This window comes from Streptomyces sp. NPDC002130 (genome assembly GCF_040296465.1).
Taxonomy (GTDB): Bacteria; Actinomycetota; Actinomycetes; order Streptomycetales; family Streptomycetaceae; genus Streptomyces.
Genome location: NZ_JBEOXI010000068.1, coordinates 12,982 through 35,895 on the forward strand (window position 1 = coordinate 12,982; position 22,914 = coordinate 35,895).

Sequence of the window (22,914 nt, forward strand, 5' to 3'; positions counted from 1 at the left end):
GAGATGTGATCACGCCCGGGTGCGGTCAGACCCGTACCCGCAGAGAGTAGAAGCGGGTCGTCTGGGCCGTGTTCTGGTTGTCGTCGCTGACCAGCAGGACCTTCAGGGTGTTCCTCGTCCTGCCGGTGATCGTCATGCCCTCGATGTTGTCCAGGAGGGGGTTCGGCTGGGGCTGCTTGGCCGTCGCCCCCAGTGACGGGCAGGTGACGAGGTCGGTGAGCAGGGTCTTCCTCATCGCGTGACGCGGGTCGGCCAGGTACAGGCGTACCGTGTTGCCCACGCCCGCCGTGAAGCCGCGTTCCAGGACCAGGAGACGGCCGTCGGGCGTGGCCCGGATCTCGGGGACGCCGAGGCCGGGGTCCGTGCGGTAGGTGTACCGGGCGGCGGTCCGGAAGTGGCTGCCGTGGCGGGTCCAGGTCTGGAAGCGGACGGTGTCGGCGGGGTCGCCGGTCAGGGCGTACTCCATGGACGCGACCAGGGTGCGGCCGCCGGGCATCAGGGTGAGGCCCTCGAAGGTGCCGTTGGGCTGTGCTCGGCCCGCGGGGCTCACGCGCAGGTCGTCCGGGACGGGGAGGCGGTCGAGGATCCTGCCGGTGCGGGAGTAGCGGCGTACCGACGGCTCCGTCTCGGAGGTGACGAGGTACGTGCCGTCGCCGTCCACGACCAGGCCCTCGGAGTCGAGCGCGGCTCCGGTCTCGTCGGCGAGGGGGACCACCGACCGGGGGTCCAGGGTCCTCGCGTCCAGGCGGAACAGCGACGAGCGGTCCGAGAGGGCGGCCAGGGAGCCGTCCCTGTCCACGGCCAGCGCGGAGAGGTTGCCGACGAAGGTGTCGTCGTACGTCGTCTTGTCGAGCGCGTCGGAGAAGCGGTCGACGGAGACGGACGGCGAGCAGGCGTGGGACGTCGCCTGGGCGGGGCCGGCGGCGGTCAGGCACGTGGCCGCCGCCATGCCTGCCGTGAGGAGGGCGAGACGGGTTCTCAGGGGCATGGGCGTCACCGTAGAGCGGGCCGGTGACGCCGGGTGGTCGGCAAGGTGAAGGCCGGCCGTTCCGGTGAGCCGAACACGCGGGGAGCTACTTGCCCCGCCTTGTGGCCGTCTGCCCGGTTGTGGAAAACATCCTTCCGCCCGCGCTCTGCAGCATCCTCGCCATCGTCAGGAGGCTCCTGGACGTCCTCGGCTGGACCGCGTCAGCTCGCCGCCAGGTCCTTGTGGATGACCTTGGCCACGGCCTGGATGGTGGCGATGCCGTAGTTCATCGTGCTGTTGCCGTGGGTCAGCACGGTCATCACGTAGTCGTGGCCGCCGCCCTTGAACGCGCCCACGCTGTGCACCCGCCACCCGTTGCTGGAGCGCTGCAGCCAGCCGTTCTTGACGGCCACGGTGACGCCCGAGGGAACTCCGTACGGGGTGCCCCAGCGCTGGGACGACACGACCTGGCCCATCAGCTTGATGATGTAGGCCCGGGAGTTGTCGCTCAGGACCGCGTTCTTGGCGGTGAGGAGCTTCAGCAGCTTCTGCTCGTCCGTGACGGTGATCTGGGTCAGGCCCCAGTAGCCGTTCGCTCCGGGCTTGGTCTGCGTCATGCCGGCGGCCGCTAGGAAGTTCTTGATCTTCGTCATGCCGAGCTGCTTCCACAGGGTGGAGGTCGCCGCGTTGTCCGACTTGGTGATCATCGCCTTGGCGAGGCTGTGCTCGCGGTCGGTGAGGTACCGGTTCGATTTCTTCGCGTCCCACAGCAGCGTGGCGAGGACGGTGACCTTGACGACGCTGGCCGAGTCGTAGGCGGAGCTCGCGCGCAGGGTGCAGGTGGTGCTGGTGCTGCGGTCGTAGAGGCCGACGGCGACGGTGCCCTTGCGGGTGGCCAGCGCGGCGGTGATGTCCTTCTTCAGCTTGGTGGCCAGCCCGGCCTTGGCCGACGTGCAGGTCACGGCCGGAGGGGCGGCGGAGGCGGGCGTGGCGGCGGCTACGAGCGGCACGAGCACGCCGGTACCCACGGCCGCTGCCAGCACTCGCGCGCGGCGGGATATCCCAGAAGTCATGCCCCCCTTGACTCACGGACACGGCCGAAAGGTTGCACGGGCAACGAGAGCTTGTACGAGTCGTTATCGGAAGCCGCCCGGATTCACAGGCGGCGCACGGCTTCGGCACATCAGCCGTCCACCGCAGCACCCACCATGCTGCGGTGACCTCGGGCGCCGAGACCCGGCTGGGGACCGCGAGTTCCGGCCGGCGCCACCCAAGGGAGCTGCCCCCGGACCGCGTTCGGCCCCTCCTCGCGCTGCTCACGATCCTCGCCGTGGCTGCGGTGCTCTGGCCCTCATCCGATCCGCCATAACCCCGCATGATCGAACGGCCCCCGACTTCTCGGTCCGGGGCCGTTCCCGCGTCCCCGATCATGGACACCGGTGTCCGGCGAACGGGTGAAGGGAAACGCAGCGGTGGGCTACTGCCTGGAGATGAGCACCGGCGACATGAGAACGGTGGTGCGGCTGCTCACGGCGGTGGAGCGGACCGAGCAGCAGGAACGCACGCTCGCCCGGGTGCGCACGGAGTGCCAGCGGACCGACGCCCGCTTCCGGGAGCAGGGCATCGCCCTGGACGTCTCCATCAGCCGGGCCCTGGACGAGCTGATCGACGGCACCCCGAGCACCGACCTCTGTCCGGCGTACAGCTACGCCTTCTACCAGGCCGTCGCCGCGCACTTCTCCGACCCGGCCGACCTCGGCACCTGGCGCCGACCGGCCTGGTTCCACGCCATGGACGACGAACTGGCCCGGCACGGCGTACCGTCCGACCTGCTCCCGGGCACGTTCCTGTTCAGCGGCCCGCCGCTGCGGCTGCCGCACCCGGGCGACGCGGTGCCCGCGATCGGCACCCTGCCGGCCCGGCGGGCCGCCGCCCTGGCCGATGCCTACGCGCGCGTGCTCGACCGCCTCGACCCCGAATTCCGTGGCCCGGCCCGCCGGTTCGCCGATGCCCTGCGCTTCGAGGCGGCGGAGTGGGAGGGCGCGCGGCAGCTCGGGACGAACCCTGACACGCTGCTCTTCTGGTTCCACTGACCTCTGCCGGAAGTCTTGACGCCGTCCTTCCCGCCGGGATACTTGCGGTCGACAGCGCGCCAACTGCCGTTTCATAAAAGGGCTTTGAGTGAACGGCGGCGCCGCGTGTCCGAGATCCCGAACGTCGTGCGAAGTTTCGCAAGTTTCGTGACGACCACCCCCCACAGGAGGATCCGCAGATGAGCCCACGCAAGGCACTCGTGAGCCCACGCAAGGCACTCGTCGCCGCCCTCACCGCGGCACTGCTGGCCGGCCCCGGCGTCGCCCAGGCCGCGACTCCCCAGGCTCCGCCCGCCCCGGCCCGGGAACGCGCCGCGGCCGCCACCATCACCTGGTCCCTCGTCCGCGCGAGCAACCCCACCGCGGACCAGCGCTCGGCCTACGACCTCATCACGAAGGCCATGAACGCGGCGGTGGCCCGCTACAACAACCTCAGCGACCTGGGCAAGACCCTCACCGTCCGCTACGAACCGGGCGTCCCCACCGCCGACGGCAACATCAACGGCACGATCCGCTTCGGCAGCAACCGCAGCTACATGAGCGAGCGGACGGCCCTGCACGAGATCGCCCACACCATCGGCGTGGGGACCAGCTCGGGCTGGTCCCGCCTCGGCGGCAGCGGCACCTGGACCGGCGGCCAGGCCACCGCTCTGGTCAAGCAGTACGACGGCTCGGGCGCCAAGATCTCCACCGGCGGCGGCCACTTCTGGCCCTACGGCCTGAACTACGACAACGAGTGGTCGGGCACGGCGGCCGACCGCCATGTCCACATCGTCGCCGCGATGGTCCGCGACGGTCTCTAGGCCGTGTCCGGCCGGCGCTCACCCCAGGTGCGTCGGCGCGAACATCCGCAGCACGGCCGGGAGCAGGACCACCGAGGGCCCGGGCGCCTGGAGCGCCTTCGCGAGGTCCTGCTCCAGGTTCTCCGGGGTCGTCCGCACCCCGGGGACGCCGAAGGACTCCGCCAGGGCCACGTAGTCCGGCCGGGTCAGTTCCGTCGCCGTCGCCTCGCCGAACGCGTCGTTCATGTACTCGCGCAGGATGCCGTAGCCGCCGTCGTCGACGATCAGCCAGGTGACGTTCAGGTCGTACTGGCGGGCCGTGGCCAGCTCGGCGATGGAGTACAGGGCCCCGCCGTCGCCGGAGACGGCGAGGACCGGGCGGGTCGGGTCGGCCGCCGCCGCGCCGAGTGCGGCGGGGAAGGCGTAGCCGAGGCCGCCCGCGCCCTGCGCCGAGTGCATGTGGTTGGGGCCCTTGGCGTCGAAGGCCGACCAGGCCCAGTACGCGAGGATCGTCATGTCCCAGAAGGACGCGGAGTCGGCGGGCAGGGCCTTGCGGACCGACGCCAGCACGTCCTGTTCCAGGACGAGTTCCTGGGCGGCGATGCGGTCGGCGACCTTGGCGAGCACCTCCCGGACCCGGTCCGCGGCCGTCGCGTCCTCGCGGTCCGGCACGGTCTCCAGCAGCGCCTGAAGGGCCAGGCGCGCGTCCGCGTGGATGCCCAGCGCGGGGTGGTTGGACTCCAGCTTGCCGAGGTCCGCCTCGATCTGGATGATCCGGCCACGCGGCTTGAACGTGTGGTAGTTCGAGGAGAGTTCGCCGAGCCCCGAGCCGACGACCAGCAGGACGTCGGCGTCCTCCAGGAAGTCCGTGGTGTGCCGGTCCTCGATCCACGACTGGAGCGACAGCGGGTGCTGCCAGGGGAACGCGCCCTTGCCGCCGGGCGTGGTGACGACCGGCGCCCGGAGCCGCTCCGCCAGCTGCCTCAGCTTGCCGGAGGCGTCCGCCCGGACCACTCCCCCGCCCGCGATGATCGCCGGACGGGCCGCCTTCGACAGCAGGTCGGCGGCCACGGCGGTCAGTTCGGGGCGCGGCGGCAGCTCCTCGGGGAAGGCGTCCCCGCCCGTCACGACGGGGATCGCCGTCTCGGCGAGCAGCACGTCCTGGGGGATCTCGACCCACACCGGGCCGTGCGGGGCGCTCAGCGCCGACGTCCAGGCCGCCTCGATCGCGGAGGGAATCTGCGACTGGGTGCGGACGGTGTGCACGGACTTCACCACACCGCGGAACGAGGCTGCCTGGTCCGGGAGTTCGTGGAGGTAGCCGTGCCGGCCGCCGCCGAGGCCGGCCGTCGGGATCTGGCTGCTGATCGCCAGCACGGGCGCGGAGGCCGCCGCCGCCTCCTGGAGGGCGGCCAGGGAGGTCAGGGCACCCGGCCCCGTCGACAGCAGCAGCGGCGCGGCCTCGCCGGTGATCCGGCCGTACGCGTCCGCCGCGAACCCGGCGTTGTTCTCCACTCGCAGGCCGATGTACCTGAGGTCCGAGCGGCGCAGGGCGTCGAACATGCCGAGCGCGTGCTGGCCGGGCAGCCCGAAGACGGTCGTCGCGCCGAGCCCGGCCAGCGTCTCCACGACCAGGTCTCCGCCGTTGCGGCCGGGAGGAGGGTTGAGGGCGGCCTCCGTCTGGGCGGGCGTGGGGCGGAGCACCAGGTCGTGGTCGTGAGTCACTTGGCTTCCGAGTCCTTCCGGGCCGCGGCGATCTGGCGGGACATGATCGTGGTCAGTTCGTACGCCGTGTGGGACGCGGCCACCGACGTGATCTCGGCGTGATCGTACGCGGGGGCCACCTCGACCACGTCCGCGGAGACCAGGTTGCAGGAGGCCAGCCCGCGCAGGATCTCCAGCAGTTCGCGGGAGGTCATGCCGCCGGCCTCGGGGGTGCCGGTGCCGGGGGCGTGGGCCGGGTCCAGGCAGTCGATGTCGATGGAGATGTACAGCGGCCGGTCGCCGATGCGCTGGCGGAGCTGGTCGGCGACCTCGTCGGCGCCGCGCCGGTAGACGTCGGCCGAGGTGACGATGCCGAAGCCCATCTTCTCGTCGTCGGTGAGGTCCTGCTTGCCGTAGAGCGGGCCGCGGGTGCCGACGTGGGACAGGGCGGAGGTGTCGAGGATGCCCTCCTCGACCGCGCGGCGGAACGGGGTGCCGTGCGTGTACTCGGCGCCGAAGTAGGTGTCCCAGGTGTCGAGATGGGCGTCGAAGTGCAGCAGAGCGACCGGGCCGTGCTTCTTCGCGACCGAGCGCAGCAGGGGCAGCGCGATGGTGTGGTCACCGCCGAGCGTCATCAGGCGGGCGCCCGTGCCGAGCAGATCGTCCGCGGCGGCCTCGACGGTCTCGACGGCCTCGTTGATGTTGAACGGGTTGACGGCGATGTCGCCGCCGTCCGCGACCTGCGCGAGGGCGAACGGGGAGGCGTCCTGCGCCGGGTTGTACGGGCGCAGCAGCCGGGACGCCTCACGGATCGCGTTGCCGCCGAAGCGGGCGCCCGGCCGGTACGAGACGCCCGAGTCGAACGGCACGCCGACCACGGCGACATCGGCCCGGCCGACCTCGTCCAGCCGGGGCAGCCGGGCGAAGGTCGCGGGTCCGGCGTACCGCGGGACGCGGGAGGAGTCGACGGGCCCGCGCGGAGTCTCGTTGCTGCTCATGAAGAAATGCCTTCTTTCCTACGCTTCATCGCGTGTGTACTGCTATGCACTGCTTGTTCTACGACTCTACTGGGGAGTCGCGACCGGTTCGGACGCGAGTTCGGGTGACCGTCCGGCCAGCCGCTCGCGCCAGGCGGTGAGGACGGCGGCGTCGGTGGCCGGGGTGGCCAGGGAGACGACCAGGTAGGCGGCGAGGGAGGCGAGCAGGCCGTAGTAGACGGGCTCGTTGGCGAGGATGCCGTAGGTCGCCATCAGCACGATGACCGCCAGTCCGCCGACCACGACGGAGGCGAGGGCGCCGTGGACCGTGCCGCGCTTCCACACCAGGCCGCCGAGGATCGGCACGAGCAGTCCGCCGACGAGGAGGTTGTAGGCGACGGTCAGGGCCTCCACCACGTTGTCGATCGCGATGGCCGTGGCGATGACCGCGAGGCCCATCAGCAGGATGAAGGCCCGGTTGCCCTTCACCTCGTCGCGTTCCCCGTCGAGGGCCCTCCCCCGCAGCCTGGACCAGATGTCGTTGTTGGCGACGGTCGCGCAGGCGATCAGCGCGCCGGAGGACGTCGACATCACGGCGGCGAGGGCGGCGGCCAGCACCAGTCCGCGCACTCCGACGGGCAGTTCGTCCTTGACGATGGTCGCGAAGGCGTCGTCGGGGCTGCCGAGCTTCGGGTACAGCACCTTGGCCGCGGTCCCGATCACGGCACCGGCGAGAGCGTACGCGAGGCAGTACGTGCCGGCGACGGTGCCGCCCCACTTGGCGGTCCGGTCGCTGCGGGCGGTGAAGACGCGCTGCCAGATGTCCTGCCCGATGAGCATGCCGAAGGTGTAGATCAGCACGTAGGTGAAGATCGTCTCGCCGCCGATGCCGAGCGGGTCGAAGTACTCGGTGGGCAGCTGCGCCTTCATCTCACTGAACCCCCCGGCCTTGACGACGGCGATGGGCAGCAGCAGGAGCAGCACCCCGATCGTCTTCACGACGAACTGCACCATGTCGGTCAGGGTGATCGACCACATGCCGCCGAGGGTGGAGTACGCGACGACGATCGAGCCGCCGAGGACGATCGCGACCGCGCGGTGCATGTCGAACAGGACGTCGAAGATCGTGGCGTAGGCGATGGTCGAGGTGACCGCGAGCATCAGCGTGTACGCCCACATGACGACACCGGAGATGACGCCGGCGCGTCCGCCGCCGTAGCGCAGGTCGAGCATCTCGGAGACGGTGTAGACCTTCAGCCGGGCGATGCGGGCGGAGAAGAAGACGGACAGGGCGAGCAGGCCGAGACCGATGGTGAAGACCATCCAGGCGCCGGACAGGCCGTACTGGTAGCCCAGGCCCACACCGCCGATGGTGGAGGCGCCGCCGAGGACGATCGCCGCCATGGTGCCGGAGTACAGGGACGGGCCGAGGCGGCGGCCGGCCACGAGGAACTCGCTCTTGGAGCGGGCGCGGCGCATGCCCCACCAGCCCATGGCCAGCATGCCGGCCAGGTACACGACGATGACGGCGTAGTCGACGGCCATGAGGGCCTCCTTCGATCGGTGTCGCCGGCGGGTGACGAGGACTGACCTTAGGTGGCCGGAAAGCGACTGCGAAGTGTACGTTTCATCCATTCGAGCCGGTGCCGAATGGAGGGAACGCACACCATGCCGGAGCCGGCGGTTCCGCCCACCCCGCCCGTCCCGCTGATCGCGCTGCTGGCCCGCGAGGACCTGGGCCTGCGGCAGCTCGCGGGGCCGCCCGCCGAGGGTGTCGTCCTGCACTGGGTGCACACCTCGGAGATGGCGGACCCGTATCCGTACCTGCTGGGCGGGGAACTGCTGCTGTCGGCCGGCGTGCACATTCCGGAGTCGGCGGGTTCGGGGACCTCCTACTTCGACGACTACGTCTCGCGGATCGTGGCGGCGGGCGGCGCGGCCCTCGGATTCGGGGTGGCGCCGGTGCACGACACCGTGCCGGAGCCTCTGATCACGGCCTGTGCCTCGCACGGCCTGCCGCTGCTGGAGGTGCCGCCCCGGACCACCTTCTCGGGCGTGGCCCGGGCGGTCTGGCAGCTCATGGCCCAGGCCCGCCTGGCCGAACTGCGCCGTGTGACCGAGGCCCAGCAGAGCCTCGCCGCCGCCGCGTCCCGACCCGACCCGGTCCCGTCGGTGCTCCGGCAACTCGCGGGGCGGCTGGGCGGCTGGGCTGTGCTGTACGGCCCGGAGGGCACGGAGATCGCCTCGGCGGGACGGAAGCCCGGGGACGAGGTGCGGGCGGCACTCACGAGGCTGGCGGCGGTGGTACGGCCGGCCCGTTCGAATCCGGCAACGCGTGCGGCACCGCAGACCGGCTCCACCTCGCCCGCAGGCGAACCGGTACGGCCGGCCCGTTCGAATCCGGCGACGCGTGCGGCACCGCAGACCGGCTCCACCTCGCCCGCAGGTGTGAAACGGCCGGCCGAGCCCGGCGCTCCGGCGGAGTCCGGGCGTTCCGCCGCCGCGGGGCCCACCGACGCCGGTCGTACCGCCCCGGCTTCCGCCACCGACACCGCCGCCGGCCTCCACCTCGCCTCGTACGCCCTCGGCGCCGGGCACGGCTTCGTACTCGGGGTCGCCGCCCCCCGGCGTGCCCCCGGCGACCACACCGTCGCCTCCGTCGCGGCCGTCCTGCTGTCGTTGCTCACCGGCGAGCAGCAGAGCGGCACCGGGGCCGCCCGCTCCTCCGCGCTGGTGCGGCTGCTGCTGGGCGCGCCGCCCGAGGAGGTCGCGGCGTTGCTGGGCGAAGGGCCGTGGCTCGTGGTGCACGCCCGGCCGGACGGGGACGGCGCCCCCGACCCCGTCGCGGCCTCCGCCCTGGGCGCCGCGCTCGGGTCCGCCCTGGTCGACCCGGCGGGCGACGCCGTACGCGTCCTGGTCCCGGCCGCACGGGAACCGGCCCCGCTGCCGGGCTGGACCCTGGGCGTCAGCGCCGCCGTCGCCCCGCACGACTGGCCCGCCGCCGACACCCAGGCCGCCCGCGCCCTGGCCCGGGCCCGCGCCACCCGGACCCCGCTGCTGCGGCACAGCGCGCGCCCCGCCCTCGCCGACCTGGTTCCGACCGGGGAGGCGGCGGCCCACGCCCGCGCCGTCCTCGCCCCCGTCACGGCCCACCCCGCGCTCACCGAGACCCTGCGCACCTGGCTCTCCCTGCACGGCAGCTGGGACCGCACGGCCGTCGCCCTGTCCGTCCACCGCAACACCGTGCGCCAGCGCATCGCCCGCTGCGCGACCCTGCTGGAGGCGGACCTCGACGACCCGGACGTACGGATGGAACTCTGGTTCGCGCTGCGGCACGTCTGAGTACGTGAGCGGGGTCCCGCTGAGTACGTGACGCACGTCCCAGCGCTCGATACGCCAGGGACGCCCCCCGTCGGCTGCCTCACAATGGATGCCATGCCGATATCCGGGACACCCAGCCGCGCCGAACTCGTCGAACACCTCGTCAGGACGCGCATCGCGGGCGACGTCGCCACCCCTCGCGAGAACAACCTCTCCCACTACCGCAAGCTGGCGAACAGCGACCGCCACTACTGGCTCGGGCTGGAACTCGGCGACCGCTGGAGCGACGAGCAGGACGTCCTCGCGGTGATGGCGGAGCGGGTCGGTGTGAACGACGACCCCGAATACCGGTACGGCCAGGACACCATCGACCCGGAGCTGACCGTCGACGGGCTGGAGCGGATGGCCGGGCGGCTGCGCAAGGCGGCGGACGGGCAGCAGCGGGTCCTCTTCGCCACCGGCCACCCCGGCGGCCTCCTCGACGTGCACCGTGCGACCGCGTCGGCACTGCGCGCGGCCGGCTGCGAGATCGTCGTCATCCCGGACGGGCTGACGACCGAGGAGGGCTACGTCATGCAGTTCGCGGACGTGGCGGTCCTGGAACACGGCGCCACCCTGTGGCACACCCACTCGGGCGAACCGATGAAGGCGATCCTGACGGCCCTGGAGCGCGCGGGCCGCCCGCTGCCCGACCTGGTCGTCGCCGACCACGGCTGGGCCGGCTACGCGGGACAGCACGGCGTGGACTCCGTCGGCTACGCCGACTGCAACGACCCGGCCCTCTTCATCGCCGAGGCCGAGGGCACCGTGCAGGTGACGGTTCCCCTCGACGACCACGTGGTCAGTCCCCGCCACTACGACCCGATGACGGCGTACCTGCTCGCGGAGGCGGGCCTCAGCTAGTACCCCGCTCGTGCGGGACGCGGACCACGCCCTCCTGGATCACGGTGATGGCCAGCCGCCCGTCCTGCGTGTAGATCCGCGCCTGCCCCAGTCCCCGGCCGCCGTACGCGGACGGGGAATCCTGGTCGTACAGCAGCCACTCGTCGGCGCGGAAGGGCCGGTGGAACCACATCGCGTGGTCGAGCGAGGCCCCGACGACGTCCCCGACGGCCCAGCCACCGCGTCCGTGCGCGAGCAGTACGGAGTCGAGCAGCGTCATGTCGGAGACGTAGGTGGCAAGGACGACGTGCAGCAGCGGATCGTCCGCGAGCTTGCCGTTGGTGCGGAACCACACCTGCGAGTGCGGCTCGCGCGGCTCGCCGAACCGGCCGTAGGGCGGCTCGTCGACGTACCGGAGATCGACCGCGGCCCGGGCCTCGAGGAACTTCTCCACCACGGCGGGGTCGAGATGCCCGTACCCGCGCAGCCGCTCCTCGCCGGTCGGGAGGGTCACGGGGTCGGGCGAGGCGGGCATCGGCTCCTGGTGATCCAGCCCGTCCTCGTGCACCTGGAACGATGCCGAGAGGTGGAAGATCGGCTTGCCGTGCTGGACGGCGACCACCCGGCGGGTGGTGAAGGAGCGGCCGTCGCGGATCCGGTCGACGGTGTAGACGATGGGCGCGCCGGGGTCGCCGGGCCGCAGGAAGTAAGCGTGCAGCGAGTGCGCGGGCCGGTCCTCGGGGACCGTGCGCCCGGCGGCGACGAGCGCCTGGGCCGCGACCTGCCCGCCGAAGACCCGGGGGACGACGGCGGACCGGGACCGGCCGCGGAAGATGTCCTCCTCGATCTGCTCCAGGTCGAGCAGATCGAGGAGGTCCTGAAGTGCATTGCTCATGGCAACTGTTGTACAGGCCAATGACTACGGTCGGTTTACAGACCCATGTCCTTCGCGATGATCGACTTCATGATCTCGCTGGTGCCGCCGTAGATGCGGTTGACGCGGTTGTCCGCGTACAGGCGGGCGATGGGGTACTCGTTCATGAAGCCGTAGCCGCCGTGCAGCTGGAGGCAGCGGTCGATGACGCGGTGGGCGACCTCGGTGCAGAACAGCTTGGCGGAGGCGGCCTCGGCGGGGGTGAGCTCACCGGCGTCCAGGGCCTCGGTCGCGCGGTCGGCGACGGCCTCGGCGGCGTCCACCTCGGCCTGGCAGGCGGCCAGCTCGAACTTGGTGTTCTGGAAGGACGCGACCGTCTTGCCGAAGACCGTGCGGTCCTGGACGTACTGCTTGGCGAACCGCACGGCGGCCTTGGCCTGGGCGTAGGCGCCGAAGGCGATGCCCCAGCGCTCGGAGGCCAGGTTGTGGCCGAGGTAGTAGAAGCCCTTGTTCTCCTCGCCGAGGAGGTCCTCGACGGGGACCTTGACGTCGACGAACGCCAGCTCGGCGGTGTCGGAGGTCTTCAGGCCGAGCTTGTCGAGCTTGCGGCCGACGGAGTAGCCCTCGGACTTGGTGTCCACGGCGAAGAGGGAGATGCCGTGGCGGCGGTCCTCGGCGGTCGGGGCGGAGGTGCGGGCGCAGACGATCATGCGGTCGGCGTGCACGCCGCCGGTGATGAAGGTCTTGGCGCCGTTGAGGACGTAGTGGGTGCCGTCCTCGCTGAGCTTGGCGGTGGACTTCATGCCCGCGAGGTCGGAACCGGTGCCCGGCTCGGTCATCGCGATGGCCCACATCTCCTCGCCGGAGACGAACTTGGGCAGGAACCGCTTCTTCTGCTCGTCGGTGGCGAGCATCTTGATGTACGGCAGGGCGAGCAGCACGTGCACGCCGGAGCCGCCGAACGCGACGCCCGCGCGAGCGGTCTCCTCGTACAGCACGGCCTCGAACTTGTGGCTCTCCAGGCCCGCGCCGCCGAACTCCTCGGGCACGTTGATGCCGAAGATGCCCAGCTCACCGAGCTTGTAGTAGAAGTCGCGGGGCGCCTGGCCCGCCGCGAACCACTCGTCGTACACGGGTACGACCTCGGCCTCGATGAAGGCGCGAAGGGTCTCCCGGAACGCCTCGTGATCCTCGTTGAACACCGTACGGCGCACGCCGCCACCTCCAGGACTCCGCATGTCTAAGCGCTTGCTCAGCCCAAGATACCGGCGAGTATCGATGAGCGTCCAGGGTGGGGGTGGGGAGATGCTCGTCACGCCATATAGGTGGGGGATGCCCAAGGAGATGCAGGGGGCAGAGCCCCGGGGCGAGCCCGGCCTCCTGGCCGACAGCTACGGCCTGGTGGGCGGGAAACTTCCGGGGGCGCAGGGGGCGGAGCCCCCGCCGGGGCACGGGGCGGAGCCCCCCGGGGCGAGCCCGGCCTCTTGCCCGACAGCTACGGGCGGGTGGGCGGGAAACCTCCGGGGATGCAGGGGGCGGAGCCCCCGCCGGGGCACGGGGCGGAGCCCCGGGGCGAGCCCGGCCTCCTGGCCGACGGCTCCGGGCGGGCGGGTGGGCAAAGGACCGCTAAACCCCCGCCGCAGCGAACGCCCCCCGAGCCATCCGATGCAGCAACTCCGCCGTAGCCCCCCGCCCGGGCAACGACCCGCCCCTCCCCAGATGCGGAGTCGAGTTCAGCAACCCGAACACCGAGTGCACGGCCGACCGAGCCGCCGGCTCCCCCAGCCCCGGGTACACCTCCCGCACGACCCCGACCCACAGCTCCACGTACTGCCGCTGCAGCTGCCGCACCATCTTCCGGTCGCTGTCCCGGAGGCGATCCAGCTCCCGGTCGTGCAGGGTGATCAGAGGCCGGTCGTCGAGCGCGAAGTCGATATGCCCCTCGATCAGCGAGTCGAGGACCACCTCCGCCCTCGCACCCCCGTCCGCCTCCGCGTCCGCCAGCCTCCGCTTCGCCCCCGTCAGCAACTGCCCGCTGATCCCCACCAGCAGCTCCGCGAGCATCGCGTCCTTGCCCGCGAAGTGCCGGTACAGCCCGGGCCCGCTGATCCCGACCGCGGCACCTATCTCGTCGACTCCGACCCCGTGGAAGCCCCGCTCGGCGAACAGCCGCGCGGCCTCCTTGAGGATCTGCTCACGGCGGGTGGGGGCGTCGGTTCTGGTGGCCATGAAATCAATTCTAGACAGGGAGGTTAGCGGTCGTTAACCTGAAGGAAATGCGTTAACGCTCATTAACAAGTGAGGGGACCCGCAGGATGCACGAGGCACCGGAGCTCACGAGCGCGGCAGACCCCGCGTCGGAGGCCTTTCGGGCCAACGAGGAGGCGCACCACGCCCTCGTCGAGGAGCTGCGCACCAAGCTCGCCACCGCCGCACAGGGCGGCGGCGAGAAGGCCCGCGCGCGCCACACCGCGCGCGGCAAGCTGCTCCCCCGCGACCGCGTCGACACCCTCCTCGACCCGGGCTCGCCGTTCCTGGAGCTGGCCCCGCTCGCGGCCGACGGGATGTACGAGGGCCAGGCCCCGGCCGCCGGCGTCATCGCCGGCATCGGCAGGGTCAGCGGCCGTGAGACGGTGGTCATCGCCAACGACGCCACGGTCAAGGGCGGCACCTACTACCCGATGACCGTGAAGAAGCACCTCCGCGCCCAGGAGGTCGCCCTCGACAACCGCCTCCCCTGCGTCTACCTGGTGGACTCCGGCGGCGCCTTCCTCCCCATGCAGGACGAGGTCTTCCCCGACCGGGACCACTTCGGCCGCATCTTCTACAACCAGGCCCGCATGTCCGGCGCCGGGATCCCCCAGATCGCCGCCGTCCTCGGCTCGTGCACGGCCGGCGGGGCGTACGTCCCGGCGATGAGCGACGAGGCGGTGATCGTCCGCAACCAGGGCACGATCTTCCTGGGCGGCCCGCCCCTGGTGAAGGCGGCCACCGGCGAGGTCGTCACGGCGGAGGAGCTGGGCGGCGGTGAGGTCCACTCCCGCGTCTCGGGCGTGACGGACCACCTCGCGGAGAACGACGCGCACGCCCTGCGCATCGTCCGCACGATCGTCTCCACCCTCCCCACCCGAGGACCGCTCCCCTGGGAGGTCACGGAGCCCGCGGAACCCAAGGTCGACCCGCACGGCCTCTACGGCGCGGTCCCGGTCGACTCCCGCACCCCCTACGACGTGCGCGAGATCATCGCCCGGGTCGTCGACGGCTCCCGCTTCGCCGAGTTCAAGTCCGAGTTCGGCCAGACCCTGGTCACCGGCTTCGCCCGGATCCACGGCCACCCGGTGGGCATCGTCGCCAACAACGGCATCCTGTTCTCCGAGTCCGCCCAGAAGGGCGCCCACTTCATCGAGCTGTGCGACCAGCGCGGCATCCCGCTGGTGTTCCTGCAGAACATCTCGGGCTTCATGGTCGGCAAGGACTACGAGGCGGGCGGCATCGCCAAGCACGGCGCCAAGATGGTCACGGCGGTGGCCTGCACGCGCGTACCGAAGCTGACGGTCGTGGTCGGCGGCTCCTACGGCGCGGGCAACTACTCCATGTGCGGCAGGGCGTACTCCCCCCGCTTCCTGTGGATGTGGCCGAACGCCAAGATCTCGGTCATGGGCGGCGAGCAGGCCGCCTCGGTCCTCGCGACCGTCAAGCGGGACCAGCTGGAGGGACGCGGCGAGTCCTGGCCGGCGGAGGACGAGGACGCCTTCAAGGCCCCGATCCGCGCCCAGTACGAGCGCCAGGGCAACGCCTACTACGCGTCGGCCCGCCTCTGGGACGACGGTGTGATCGACCCGCTGGACACCCGTCAGGTCCTGGGCCTGGCCCTGACCGCGTGCGCCAACGCGCCCCTGGGTGACCCCCAGTTCGGCGTCTTCCGGATGTGAGGGGACGGACGACGATGTTCGAGACAGTACTGGTGGCCAACCGCGGCGAGATCGCCGTACGGGTGATCCGGACGCTGCGGTCGATGGGCGTGCGCTCGGTGGCCGTCTTCTCCGACGCGGACGCCGACGCCCGGCACGTCCGCGAGGCGGACACGGCGGTCCGGATCGGCCCGGCGCCCGCGTCGATGAGCTACCTCTCGGTGGAGCGCCTGCTGGAGGCGGCGGCCCGCACGGGCGCGCAGGCCGTCCACCCGGGCTACGGCTTCCTCGCCGAGAACGCCGCCTTCGCCCGCGCGTGCGCCGAGGCGGGCCTGGTCTTCATCGGCCCCCCGGCGGACGCGATCGCGCTCATGGGCGACAAGATCCGCGCCAAGGAGACGGTCCAGGAGGCCGGGGTGCCCGTCGTGCCCGGCGGGCGCGACCCGGACCTGGCCGAGGCGGCCCGCGCCCTGGGCGCACCCGTGCTGCTGAAGCCCAGCGCGGGCGGCGGCGGCAAAGGCATGCGCCTGGTGCGGGACCTCACGCGGCTGGAGGACGAGATCGCGTCGGCCCGCCGCGAGGCCCGCGCCTCCTTCGGCGACGACACGCTCCTCGTGGAGCGCTGGATCGACCGCCCCCGGCACATCGAGATCCAGGTCCTGGCGGACGGCCACGGCAGCGTGGTCCACCTCGGGGAGCGCGAGTGCTCCCTCCAGCGCCGTCACCAGAAGATCATCGAGGAGGCACCGAGCGTGCTCCTCGACGAGGAGACGCGTGCCGCGATGGGCGAGGCGGCGGTCCAGGCGGCCCGCTCCTGCGGTTACCGGGGCGCGGGCACGGTGGAGTTCATCGTCCCCGGCAACGACCCGTCGTCGTACTACTTCATGGAGATGAACACCCGCCTCCAGGTGGAGCACCCGGTCACGGAGCTGATCACCGGCCTGGACCTGGTCGAGTGGCAGCTGCGCGTGGCGGCCGGCGAGCCGCTCGGCTTCACCCAGACGGACGTACGGCTCACCGGTCACGCGGTGGAGGCGCGCATCTGCGCCGAGGACCCGGCCCGCGGCTTCCTCCCCTCCGGCGGCACGGTGCTGAGACTGCGTGAGCCGCAGGGCGACGGCGTCCGCACCGACTCGGGCCTCACCGAGGGCACGGAGGTCGGCAGCCTCTACGACCCGATGCTCTCCAAGGTCATCGCGTACGGCCCCGACCGTGCGACGGCCCTGCGCAAGCTCCGCGCGGCCCTGGCGGAGACGGTCACGCTCGGCGTGCAGACGAACGCCGGGTTCCTGCGCCGTCTGCTCGCCCACCCGGCGGTGGTCTCCGGCGACATGGACACCGGCCTGGTCGAGCGCGAGGTGGAGGACCTGGTCCCCACGGACGTACCGGAGGAGGTGTACGAGGCGGCGGCGGCCGTACGCCTGGAGGCCCTGAAGCCGGAGCCGGGCGGCTGGACGGACCCCTTCTCCGTACCCAGCGGCTGGCGCCTGGGCGGCAAGCCGAAACCGCCGGCGTTCCCCCTGCGGGTGCAGCAGGAGCCCTTGGAGTACACCCCGCGCGGCACGGCCACGGTCACCGGCGACCGGGTCGCGGTGACGCTGGACGGCGTCCGGCACACCTTCCACCGCGCCGCCGACTGGCTGGGCCGCGACGGCGACGCCTGGCACGTACGCGACCACGACCCGGTCGCCGCGTCCCTCACCCGCGCCGCCCACGCGGGCGCCGACTCGCTGACCGCCCCGATGCCCGGCACCGTGACGGTGGTGAAGGTCGCGGTCGGCGACGACGTGAGCGCCGGCCAGAGCCTGCTGGTGGTGGAGGCGATGAAGATGGAGCACGTCATCTCCGCGCCGCACGCCGGAAAGGTCACCGAACTGGACGTGGCACCCGGCACCACGGTCGCCATGGACCAGGTGCTGGCGGTCATCGCACCGCACGAGGAGGCGGCGGAATGACAGTCCCAGGACTTCCGATGGTCGTCCCGAGCAGGGACCTGCCCACCCGGGTCCGCATCCACGAGGTCGGCGCCCGGGACGGCCTGCAGAACGAGAAGGCGACGGTCCCCACGGAGGTCAAGGCGCGGTTCATCCACCGCCTGGCCGAGGCCGGCCTGACGACGATCGAGGCGACGAGCTTCGTCCACCCGAAGTGGGTCCCCCAGCTGGCGGACGCGGAGCGGCTGTTCCCGATGGTCGCCGACCTGCCCGTCGCGCTGCCGGTCCTGGTGCCGAACGAGCGCGGCCTGGACCGCGCGCTGGCGCTGGGCGCCCGCCGGGTGGCCGTCTTCGCCAGCGCCACGGAGTCCTTCGCCAAGGCCAACCTCAACCGCACGGTGGACGAGGCGCTGGCGATGTTCGAGCCGGTGGTGGCCCGCGCGAAGGCCGATGCGGTCCACGTCCGCGGCTACCTCTCGATGTGCTTCGGCGACCCCTGGGAGGGCGAGGTCCCGATCGACCGGGTGGTGCGGGTCTGCCGCGCCCTGCTGGACATGGGCTGCGACGAGCTGAGCCTGGGCGACACGATCGGTGTGGCGACCCCGGGCCATGTGGTCGCGCTCCTCGCCGCCCTGGACGAGGCGGGCGTCCCGCCGTCCGCCCTCGGCGTCCACTTCCACGACACCTACGGCCAGGCCCTCGCCAACACCCTGGCGGCGCTCCAGCAGGGCGTCACGACGATCGACGCCTCCGCGGGCGGCCTGGGCGGCTGCCCGTACGCCAAGTCGGCGACCGGCAACCTCGCCACCGAAGACCTCGTGTGGATGCTGCGGGGCCTCGGCATCGACACCGGAATCGACCTCGGCCGCCTCGTCGCCACGAGCGCGTGGATGGCCGCCCACCTGGGCCGACCCAGCCCGTCCCGCACCGTCCGAGCCCTGTCCCACGAGGACACCGAGGAGCACTGATCACCATGGACTACCGTCTCTCCCCCGAGCTGGAGGAACTCCGCCGTACGGTCGAGGAGTTCGCGCACGAGGTGGTGGCGCCGAAGATCGGCGACTTCTACGAGCGGCACGAGTTCCCGTACGAGATCGTCCGCGAGATGGGCCGCATGGGCCTGTTCGGCCTGCCGTTCCCCGAGGAGTACGGCGGCATGGGCGGCGACTACCTGGCCCTCGGCGTGGCCCTGGAGGAACTGGCGCGGGTCGACTCCTCGATCGCCATCACCCTGGAGGCCGGCGTCTCGCTCGGTGCGATGCCGATCCACCTCTACGGCACCGAGGCGCAGAAGCGGGAGTGGCTCCCCCGCCTGTGCTCGGGCGAAGTCCTGGGCGCGTTCGGCCTGACGGAGCCGGACGGCGGCAGCGACGCGGGCGCGACCCGTACGACGGCCCGCCTGGACGCCGCCACGAACGAATGGGTGATCAACGGCACCAAGTGCTTCATCACCAACTCGGGCACGGACATCACGGGCCTGGTGACGGTCACCGCGGTCACCGGCCGCAAGCCCGACGGCAAGCCGCAGATCTCCTCGATCATCGTCCCCTCGGGCACCCCCGGCTTCACGGTCGCGGCCCCGTACTCGAAGGTCGGCTGGAACGCCTCGGACACCCGGGAGTTGTCCTTCACGGACGTCCGGGTCCCGGCGGAGAACCTCCTGGGCGAGGAGGGCCGCGGCTACGCCCAGTTCCTGCGCATCCTCGACGAGGGCAGGATCGCGATCGCGGCCCTGGCGACGGGCCTGGCACAGGGCTGCGTGGACGAGTCGGTCAAGTACGCCAAGGAACGCCACGCCTTCGGCAAGCCGATCGCCGCCAACCAGGCCATCCAGTTCAAGATCGCGGACATGGAGATGAAGGCCCACACGGCCCGCTTGGCCTGGCGCGACGCGGCGGCCCGCCTCGTGACCGGCGCCCCCTTCAAGAAGGAAGCGGCCCTGGCCAAGCTCCACTCGTCCACGGTCGCGGTCGACAACGCCCGGGAGGCCACCCAGATCCACGGCGGCTACGGCTTCATGAACGAGTACCCGGTCGCCCGCATGTGGCGAGACTCCAAGATCCTCGAAATCGGCGAGGGCACGAGCGAGGTCCAGCGCATGCTGATCGCCCGGGAGTTGGGGCTGGTGGGCTGAGCCCAAGTCGGGCCCGACCACAGCGCGGGCCGACCACCAGGCTGTGAGCGTAGAGGGCCGTCCCCCACAAATTGCGGGACGGCCCTCTGCGCTTCACTTCACTGATCCGGCTCTTCGACACTCGGCCTGCCGCCGCTCCCCCAGGGCCTTCGGCCGGCCAGATGGCGCCGACGCGGGCTTCCTTGGTACGCCAAGCCCGCACCCGGTAGCGGTGAGGAGTTCGTGCTGCAGGTCGCTCGCACCGACCTGGTCCGGGCCGTGACCGGCCGTTGACGTCGTAGCGAACGCGCCTGGCGGGACTTCGCCCCCCGGTGATCCGGATCACCGCACCCCCGGGCATCCCCGCCCCCACTCCCGGGCACACACCCCCGACCCCTGGACACGATCTCAGGTTAGGCTAACCTAATCCTGATCTCAGCCAAGCGGGTGTCGGCCGTGCCCGCAGTGGCTCCGTACGCACGAAAGCAGACCCAGTCATGTCGAACGCCAGAACCGCCCGTTACTCCCGCCGCGGCCTGCTCGCCGCCGGTGGTGCTCTCGGGCTCGGCGCCCTCGTGACCGCGTGTGGCAGTGAAGACTCCAAGGACGGCGGCTCGGACTCGAAGGGTGCCGCCAAGTCCGGCCCCTGGTCCTTCAAGGACGACCGCGGCAAGACCGTGAGCCTGGACCAGGTCCCCACGAAAATCGTCGCGTTCACCGGCGTCGCCGCCGCCCTGTACGACTACGGCATCGAGGTCAAGGGCGTCTTCGGCCCGACGAAGACCAAGGACGGCAAGGCCGACGTCCAGGCCGGCGACATGGACGTCAGCAAGCTGACCGTCTTCGGCAACCGGTTCGACCAGTTCAACGTCGAGCAGTACGCGGCCTTCCAGCCCGAGGTGCTCATCACCACCACCTTCGACGCCGCCGGCACCCTCTGGTACGTCCCGGAGGCCTCCAAGGACAAGATCGCCAAGCTCGCCCCGAGCGTGGCCGTCTCGGTGTTCGACCGTCAGATGCCGAAGCCGCTGCAGCGCATGGCCGAGCTCGCCGAGTCGCTCGGCGCCGACCTGAAGGACGCGAAGGTCGTCGAGGCGAAGAAGCGTTTCGAGGCCGCCTCCGAGCGACTGCGCAAGGCCGCCAAGTCCCGCCCCGAGATCAAGGTGCTGGCCGGTTCCGCCTCGGACGCCATCTTCTACGTCTCCGGCTCCAACTTCTCCATCGACCTGGAGTACTTCAAGGCCCTCGGCGTGAACCTCGTCGAGCCCCCGAAGAAGGCCATGGAGGCCAACGGCGGCTGGTTCGAGAACCTCAGCTGGGAGAACGTCGACAAGTACCCGGCCGACATCATCATGATGGACGACCGCGCCTCGACCATCCAGCCGGCCGACATCACCGAGGCGACCTGGAAGAAGCTGCCCGCGGTCAAGGCCGGTCAGGTCATCGCGCGTTCGCCCGAGCCGATCCTGTCGTACGACAAGTGCGTGCCTCTGGTCGAGAACCTCGCGAAGGCGATCGAGAGCGCGAAGAAGGTCGCCTGACGCGCCATCCGTGGGGGCGCGTCAAGGGTGTGGCGGGTGCGGGCCGTTGAGGCCGGTCGCGCCCGCGCGGCGGAGCCGCATGTCCACCCAGCCCCGCGCCCCCAGGGTGTCCACCCGCCCCTGACGATGAATCAGGAGTCCCATGACCACCGCCGTGGCCGCCCCGTTCCGTTTCTTCTCCCTCCAGGTCCTGCGGACGAGGCGGCTCGGGCCGTCGCTGGTCCGTGTCACCTTCGGGGGCCCCGATCTGCACGCGTTCCACTCCGACGGGCACGACCAGTCCCTGTCCCTGTTCCTGCCGCACCCGGGGCAGCCCGAGCCGGTCGTCCCGCTCGAACTCGGGGACGGCTGGTGGCAGGGCTGGCGTGAACTCCCGGACGACGTCAGGGCCGTGATGCGCTCGTACACCCTGCGCGACCTGCGCCGGGACCCGGACGAGATCGACATCGACTTCGCCCTGCACGGCATCGGACCGGACGCCTCCGTCCAGGCCGGCCCGGCCTCCCGCTGGGCCGCCCGCGCCACCGCCGGGGACCGGGTCCTGCTGCTCGGTCCGGCCGTCGCCGACAACCGGGCGATCCGCTTCCGGCCGCCCGAGGACACCGACCTCGTCGTCGTCTGGGGCGACGAGACCGCCGTCCCGGCCGCCTCCGCCATCGTCGAGTCGCTGCCGGCCGGCACCCGCGCCCGGGTCTGGCTGGAGGTTGCGCACGCCGGTGACATCCAGGACCTGGTGACCCTGGCCGACGCCGAGATCACCTGGCTGGTCAAGGAGGAAGGGACCGCCGAGGGGTCCCCCATGGCCCTGGGCGCCCTCCGCGACACCCCGCTGCCGTCGGCCGAGCGGCCGTACGTCTGGATCGCCGGCGAGTCCGGGTGCGTGAAGGAGCTGCGCCGGCACTTCGTGCGCGAGCTCGGGATCGACCGGCGCAGGGTGACGTTCGTCGGCTACTGGCGCCGCGGCGTGAGCGAGGAGCAACTGCGGGCGGAGGCATAGCCGCAACCTCGCCCCGTTTCCGCGCAGCCCGCGCGACGGCCGCAGCCTCGCCCGCGTGACCGCCGCAACCTCGCCCGCGCGATCGCCGCGGCGTCGCCCGCACAACTGCCGCGGCCTCGCCCAAGGCCGGCCCCCTCCCCCAGGAGCCGCAGCCCCATCCCGACCGAAGTGACACGAGTGACCACAGTCACGGCAGGGCCCGCTTCCGCACTGGTCGACTTAGGTTAGGCTTACCTAAGTTGGACGCCGGAGACCAGCCCACCCCTGTCCCGCACCGGACTGTCCCCACCGGAGGACCCCCACATGCGCTCGCACCTGCTCAACGACACCACCGCGGAGCAGTACCGCCGCTCCGTGACCGACGGAGTCGAGCGGGTGGCCGCCAAACTCGCCGCCACCGACCGGCCGTTCACCGGCATCAGCGTCGACGCCCTCTCCCCCCGCATCGACGAGATCGACCTCGACCAGCCGCTGCACGACACCACGGCGGTGCTCGACGAACTGGAGGACGTCTACCTCCGGGACGCGATCTACTTCCACCACCCCCGCTACCTGGCCCACCTGAACTGCCCGGTCGTCATCCCGGCCGTGCTCGGCGAGGCCGTCCTGTCCGCCGTGAACTCCTCCCTGGACACCTGGGACCAGTCGGCCGGCGGCACACTCATCGAGCGGAAGCTGATCGACTGGACGACCGAGCGGATCGGCCTCGGCCCCGCCGCCGACGGCGTGTTCACCTCCGGCGGCACCCAGTCCAACCTCCAGGCCCTGCTGCTGGCCCGCGAGGAAGCCAAGAGCAACGACCTCGCCGAACTGCGCAT

Annotated in this window: 18 protein-coding genes and 1 pseudogene; 11 read left to right on the top strand and 8 right to left on the bottom strand. The window is 71.7% G+C overall.

Annotated features, from left to right (window positions below; translation table 11 throughout):
* Positions 1-25: 25 nt before the first annotated feature.
* Positions 26-988, bottom strand: coding sequence for an esterase-like activity of phytase family protein (locus ABT116_RS15710; RefSeq protein WP_351633060.1), 963 nt, complete (start codon positions 986-988; stop codon positions 26-28).
* A gap of 200 nt (positions 989-1,188) precedes the next feature.
* Positions 1,189-2,040, bottom strand: a complete 852-nt coding sequence (locus ABT116_RS15715; protein WP_351633064.1) for a serine hydrolase — start codon at positions 2,038-2,040, stop codon at positions 1,189-1,191.
* Positions 2,041-2,406: 366 nt separating this feature from the next.
* Here ABT116_RS15715 and ABT116_RS15720 point away from each other — a divergent pair, with 366 nt between their 5' ends.
* Positions 2,407-3,060, top strand: a complete 654-nt coding sequence (locus ABT116_RS15720) for a DUF7691 family protein (protein WP_351633067.1) — start codon at positions 2,407-2,409, stop codon at positions 3,058-3,060.
* Positions 3,061-3,239: 179 nt separating this feature from the next.
* A complete protein-coding gene (locus ABT116_RS15725) occupies positions 3,240-3,863 on the top strand; it encodes a hypothetical protein (protein ID WP_351633070.1) in 624 nt (207 codons plus the stop codon).
* Between the two features lie 18 nt (positions 3,864-3,881).
* Here the strand turns inward: ABT116_RS15725 and ABT116_RS15730 are convergent, their stop codons facing one another.
* From ABT116_RS15730 to ABT116_RS15740, 3 genes are all read right to left on the bottom strand, one after another.
* The gene (locus tag ABT116_RS15730) at positions 3,882-5,567 is read right to left on the bottom strand and encodes a thiamine pyrophosphate-binding protein (RefSeq protein ID WP_351633072.1); all 1,686 of its coding nucleotides are present in this window, start codon (positions 5,565-5,567) and stop codon (positions 3,882-3,884) included.
* Entirely contained in the window at positions 5,564-6,544 is a 981-nt protein-coding gene (gene speB, locus ABT116_RS15735) for an agmatinase (protein ID WP_030838119.1), read from the bottom strand. Before speB ends, ABT116_RS15730 begins: the two co-directional genes overlap by 4 nt.
* Positions 6,545-6,610: 66 nt before the next feature.
* On the bottom strand, positions 6,611-8,068 hold the full coding sequence (locus ABT116_RS15740; protein WP_351633075.1) for a sodium:solute symporter family protein: 1,458 nt from the start codon (positions 8,066-8,068) through the stop codon (positions 6,611-6,613).
* 123 nt (positions 8,069-8,191) lie between these two features.
* Between ABT116_RS15740 and ABT116_RS15745 the strand changes: the two genes are divergently transcribed.
* Entirely contained in the window at positions 8,192-9,865 is a 1,674-nt protein-coding gene (locus ABT116_RS15745) for a PucR family transcriptional regulator ligand-binding domain-containing protein (RefSeq protein ID WP_351633078.1), read from the top strand.
* 93 nt (positions 9,866-9,958) lie between these two features.
* The gene (locus ABT116_RS15750) at positions 9,959-10,747 is read left to right on the top strand and encodes a phosphatase (RefSeq protein WP_351633080.1); all 789 of its coding nucleotides are present in this window, start codon (positions 9,959-9,961) and stop codon (positions 10,745-10,747) included.
* Here ABT116_RS15750 and ABT116_RS15755 read toward each other — a convergent pair.
* The 3 genes from ABT116_RS15755 to ABT116_RS15765 all read right to left on the bottom strand — a co-directional run bounded on the left by ABT116_RS15755 (position 10,740) and on the right by ABT116_RS15765 (position 13,829).
* On the bottom strand, positions 10,740-11,621 hold the full coding sequence (locus ABT116_RS15755; protein ID WP_351633083.1) for an acyl-CoA thioesterase: 882 nt from the start codon (positions 11,619-11,621) through the stop codon (positions 10,740-10,742). The genes ABT116_RS15750 and ABT116_RS15755 overlap by 8 nt on opposite strands.
* Before the next feature lie 35 nt (positions 11,622-11,656).
* Complete coding sequence (locus tag ABT116_RS15760) at positions 11,657-12,814, bottom strand: acyl-CoA dehydrogenase family protein (protein ID WP_351633086.1); 1,158 nt, start codon at positions 12,812-12,814, stop codon at positions 11,657-11,659.
* A 412-nt stretch (positions 12,815-13,226) separates the two neighbouring features.
* Entirely contained in the window at positions 13,227-13,829 is a 603-nt protein-coding gene (locus ABT116_RS15765; RefSeq protein WP_351633088.1) for an SACE_7040 family transcriptional regulator, read from the bottom strand.
* Between the two features lie 86 nt (positions 13,830-13,915).
* Between ABT116_RS15765 and ABT116_RS15770 the strand changes: the two genes are divergently transcribed.
* The 7 genes and pseudogenes from ABT116_RS15770 to desA form a co-directional block, all read left to right on the top strand.
* Complete coding sequence (locus tag ABT116_RS15770) at positions 13,916-15,532, top strand: carboxyl transferase domain-containing protein (RefSeq protein ID WP_351633091.1); 1,617 nt, start codon at positions 13,916-13,918, stop codon at positions 15,530-15,532.
* 14 nt (positions 15,533-15,546) lie between these two features.
* Positions 15,547-17,466, top strand: coding sequence for an ATP-binding protein (locus ABT116_RS15775; RefSeq protein WP_351633094.1), 1,920 nt, complete (start codon positions 15,547-15,549; stop codon positions 17,464-17,466).
* Positions 17,463-18,413, top strand: coding sequence for a hydroxymethylglutaryl-CoA lyase (locus ABT116_RS15780; protein WP_351633097.1), 951 nt, complete (start codon positions 17,463-17,465; stop codon positions 18,411-18,413). The genes ABT116_RS15775 and ABT116_RS15780 overlap by 4 nt, the downstream gene beginning before the upstream one ends.
* A 5-nt stretch (positions 18,414-18,418) precedes the next feature.
* Positions 18,419-19,579 (top strand): acyl-CoA dehydrogenase family protein, encoded by a 1,161-nt coding sequence (locus ABT116_RS15785; RefSeq protein WP_351633099.1) that lies wholly within the window; start codon positions 18,419-18,421, stop codon positions 19,577-19,579.
* A 476-nt stretch (positions 19,580-20,055) separates the two neighbouring features.
* On the top strand, positions 20,056-21,099 hold the full coding sequence (locus tag ABT116_RS15790; protein WP_351633102.1) for an ABC transporter substrate-binding protein: 1,044 nt from the start codon (positions 20,056-20,058) through the stop codon (positions 21,097-21,099).
* Between the two features lie 142 nt (positions 21,100-21,241).
* On the top strand, positions 21,242-22,096 hold the full coding sequence (locus ABT116_RS15795; RefSeq protein ID WP_351633105.1) for a siderophore-interacting protein: 855 nt from the start codon (positions 21,242-21,244) through the stop codon (positions 22,094-22,096).
* Between the two features lie 303 nt (positions 22,097-22,399).
* Positions 22,400-22,914: pseudogene (gene desA, locus ABT116_RS15800) on the top strand (lysine decarboxylase DesA); the annotation flags it as partial.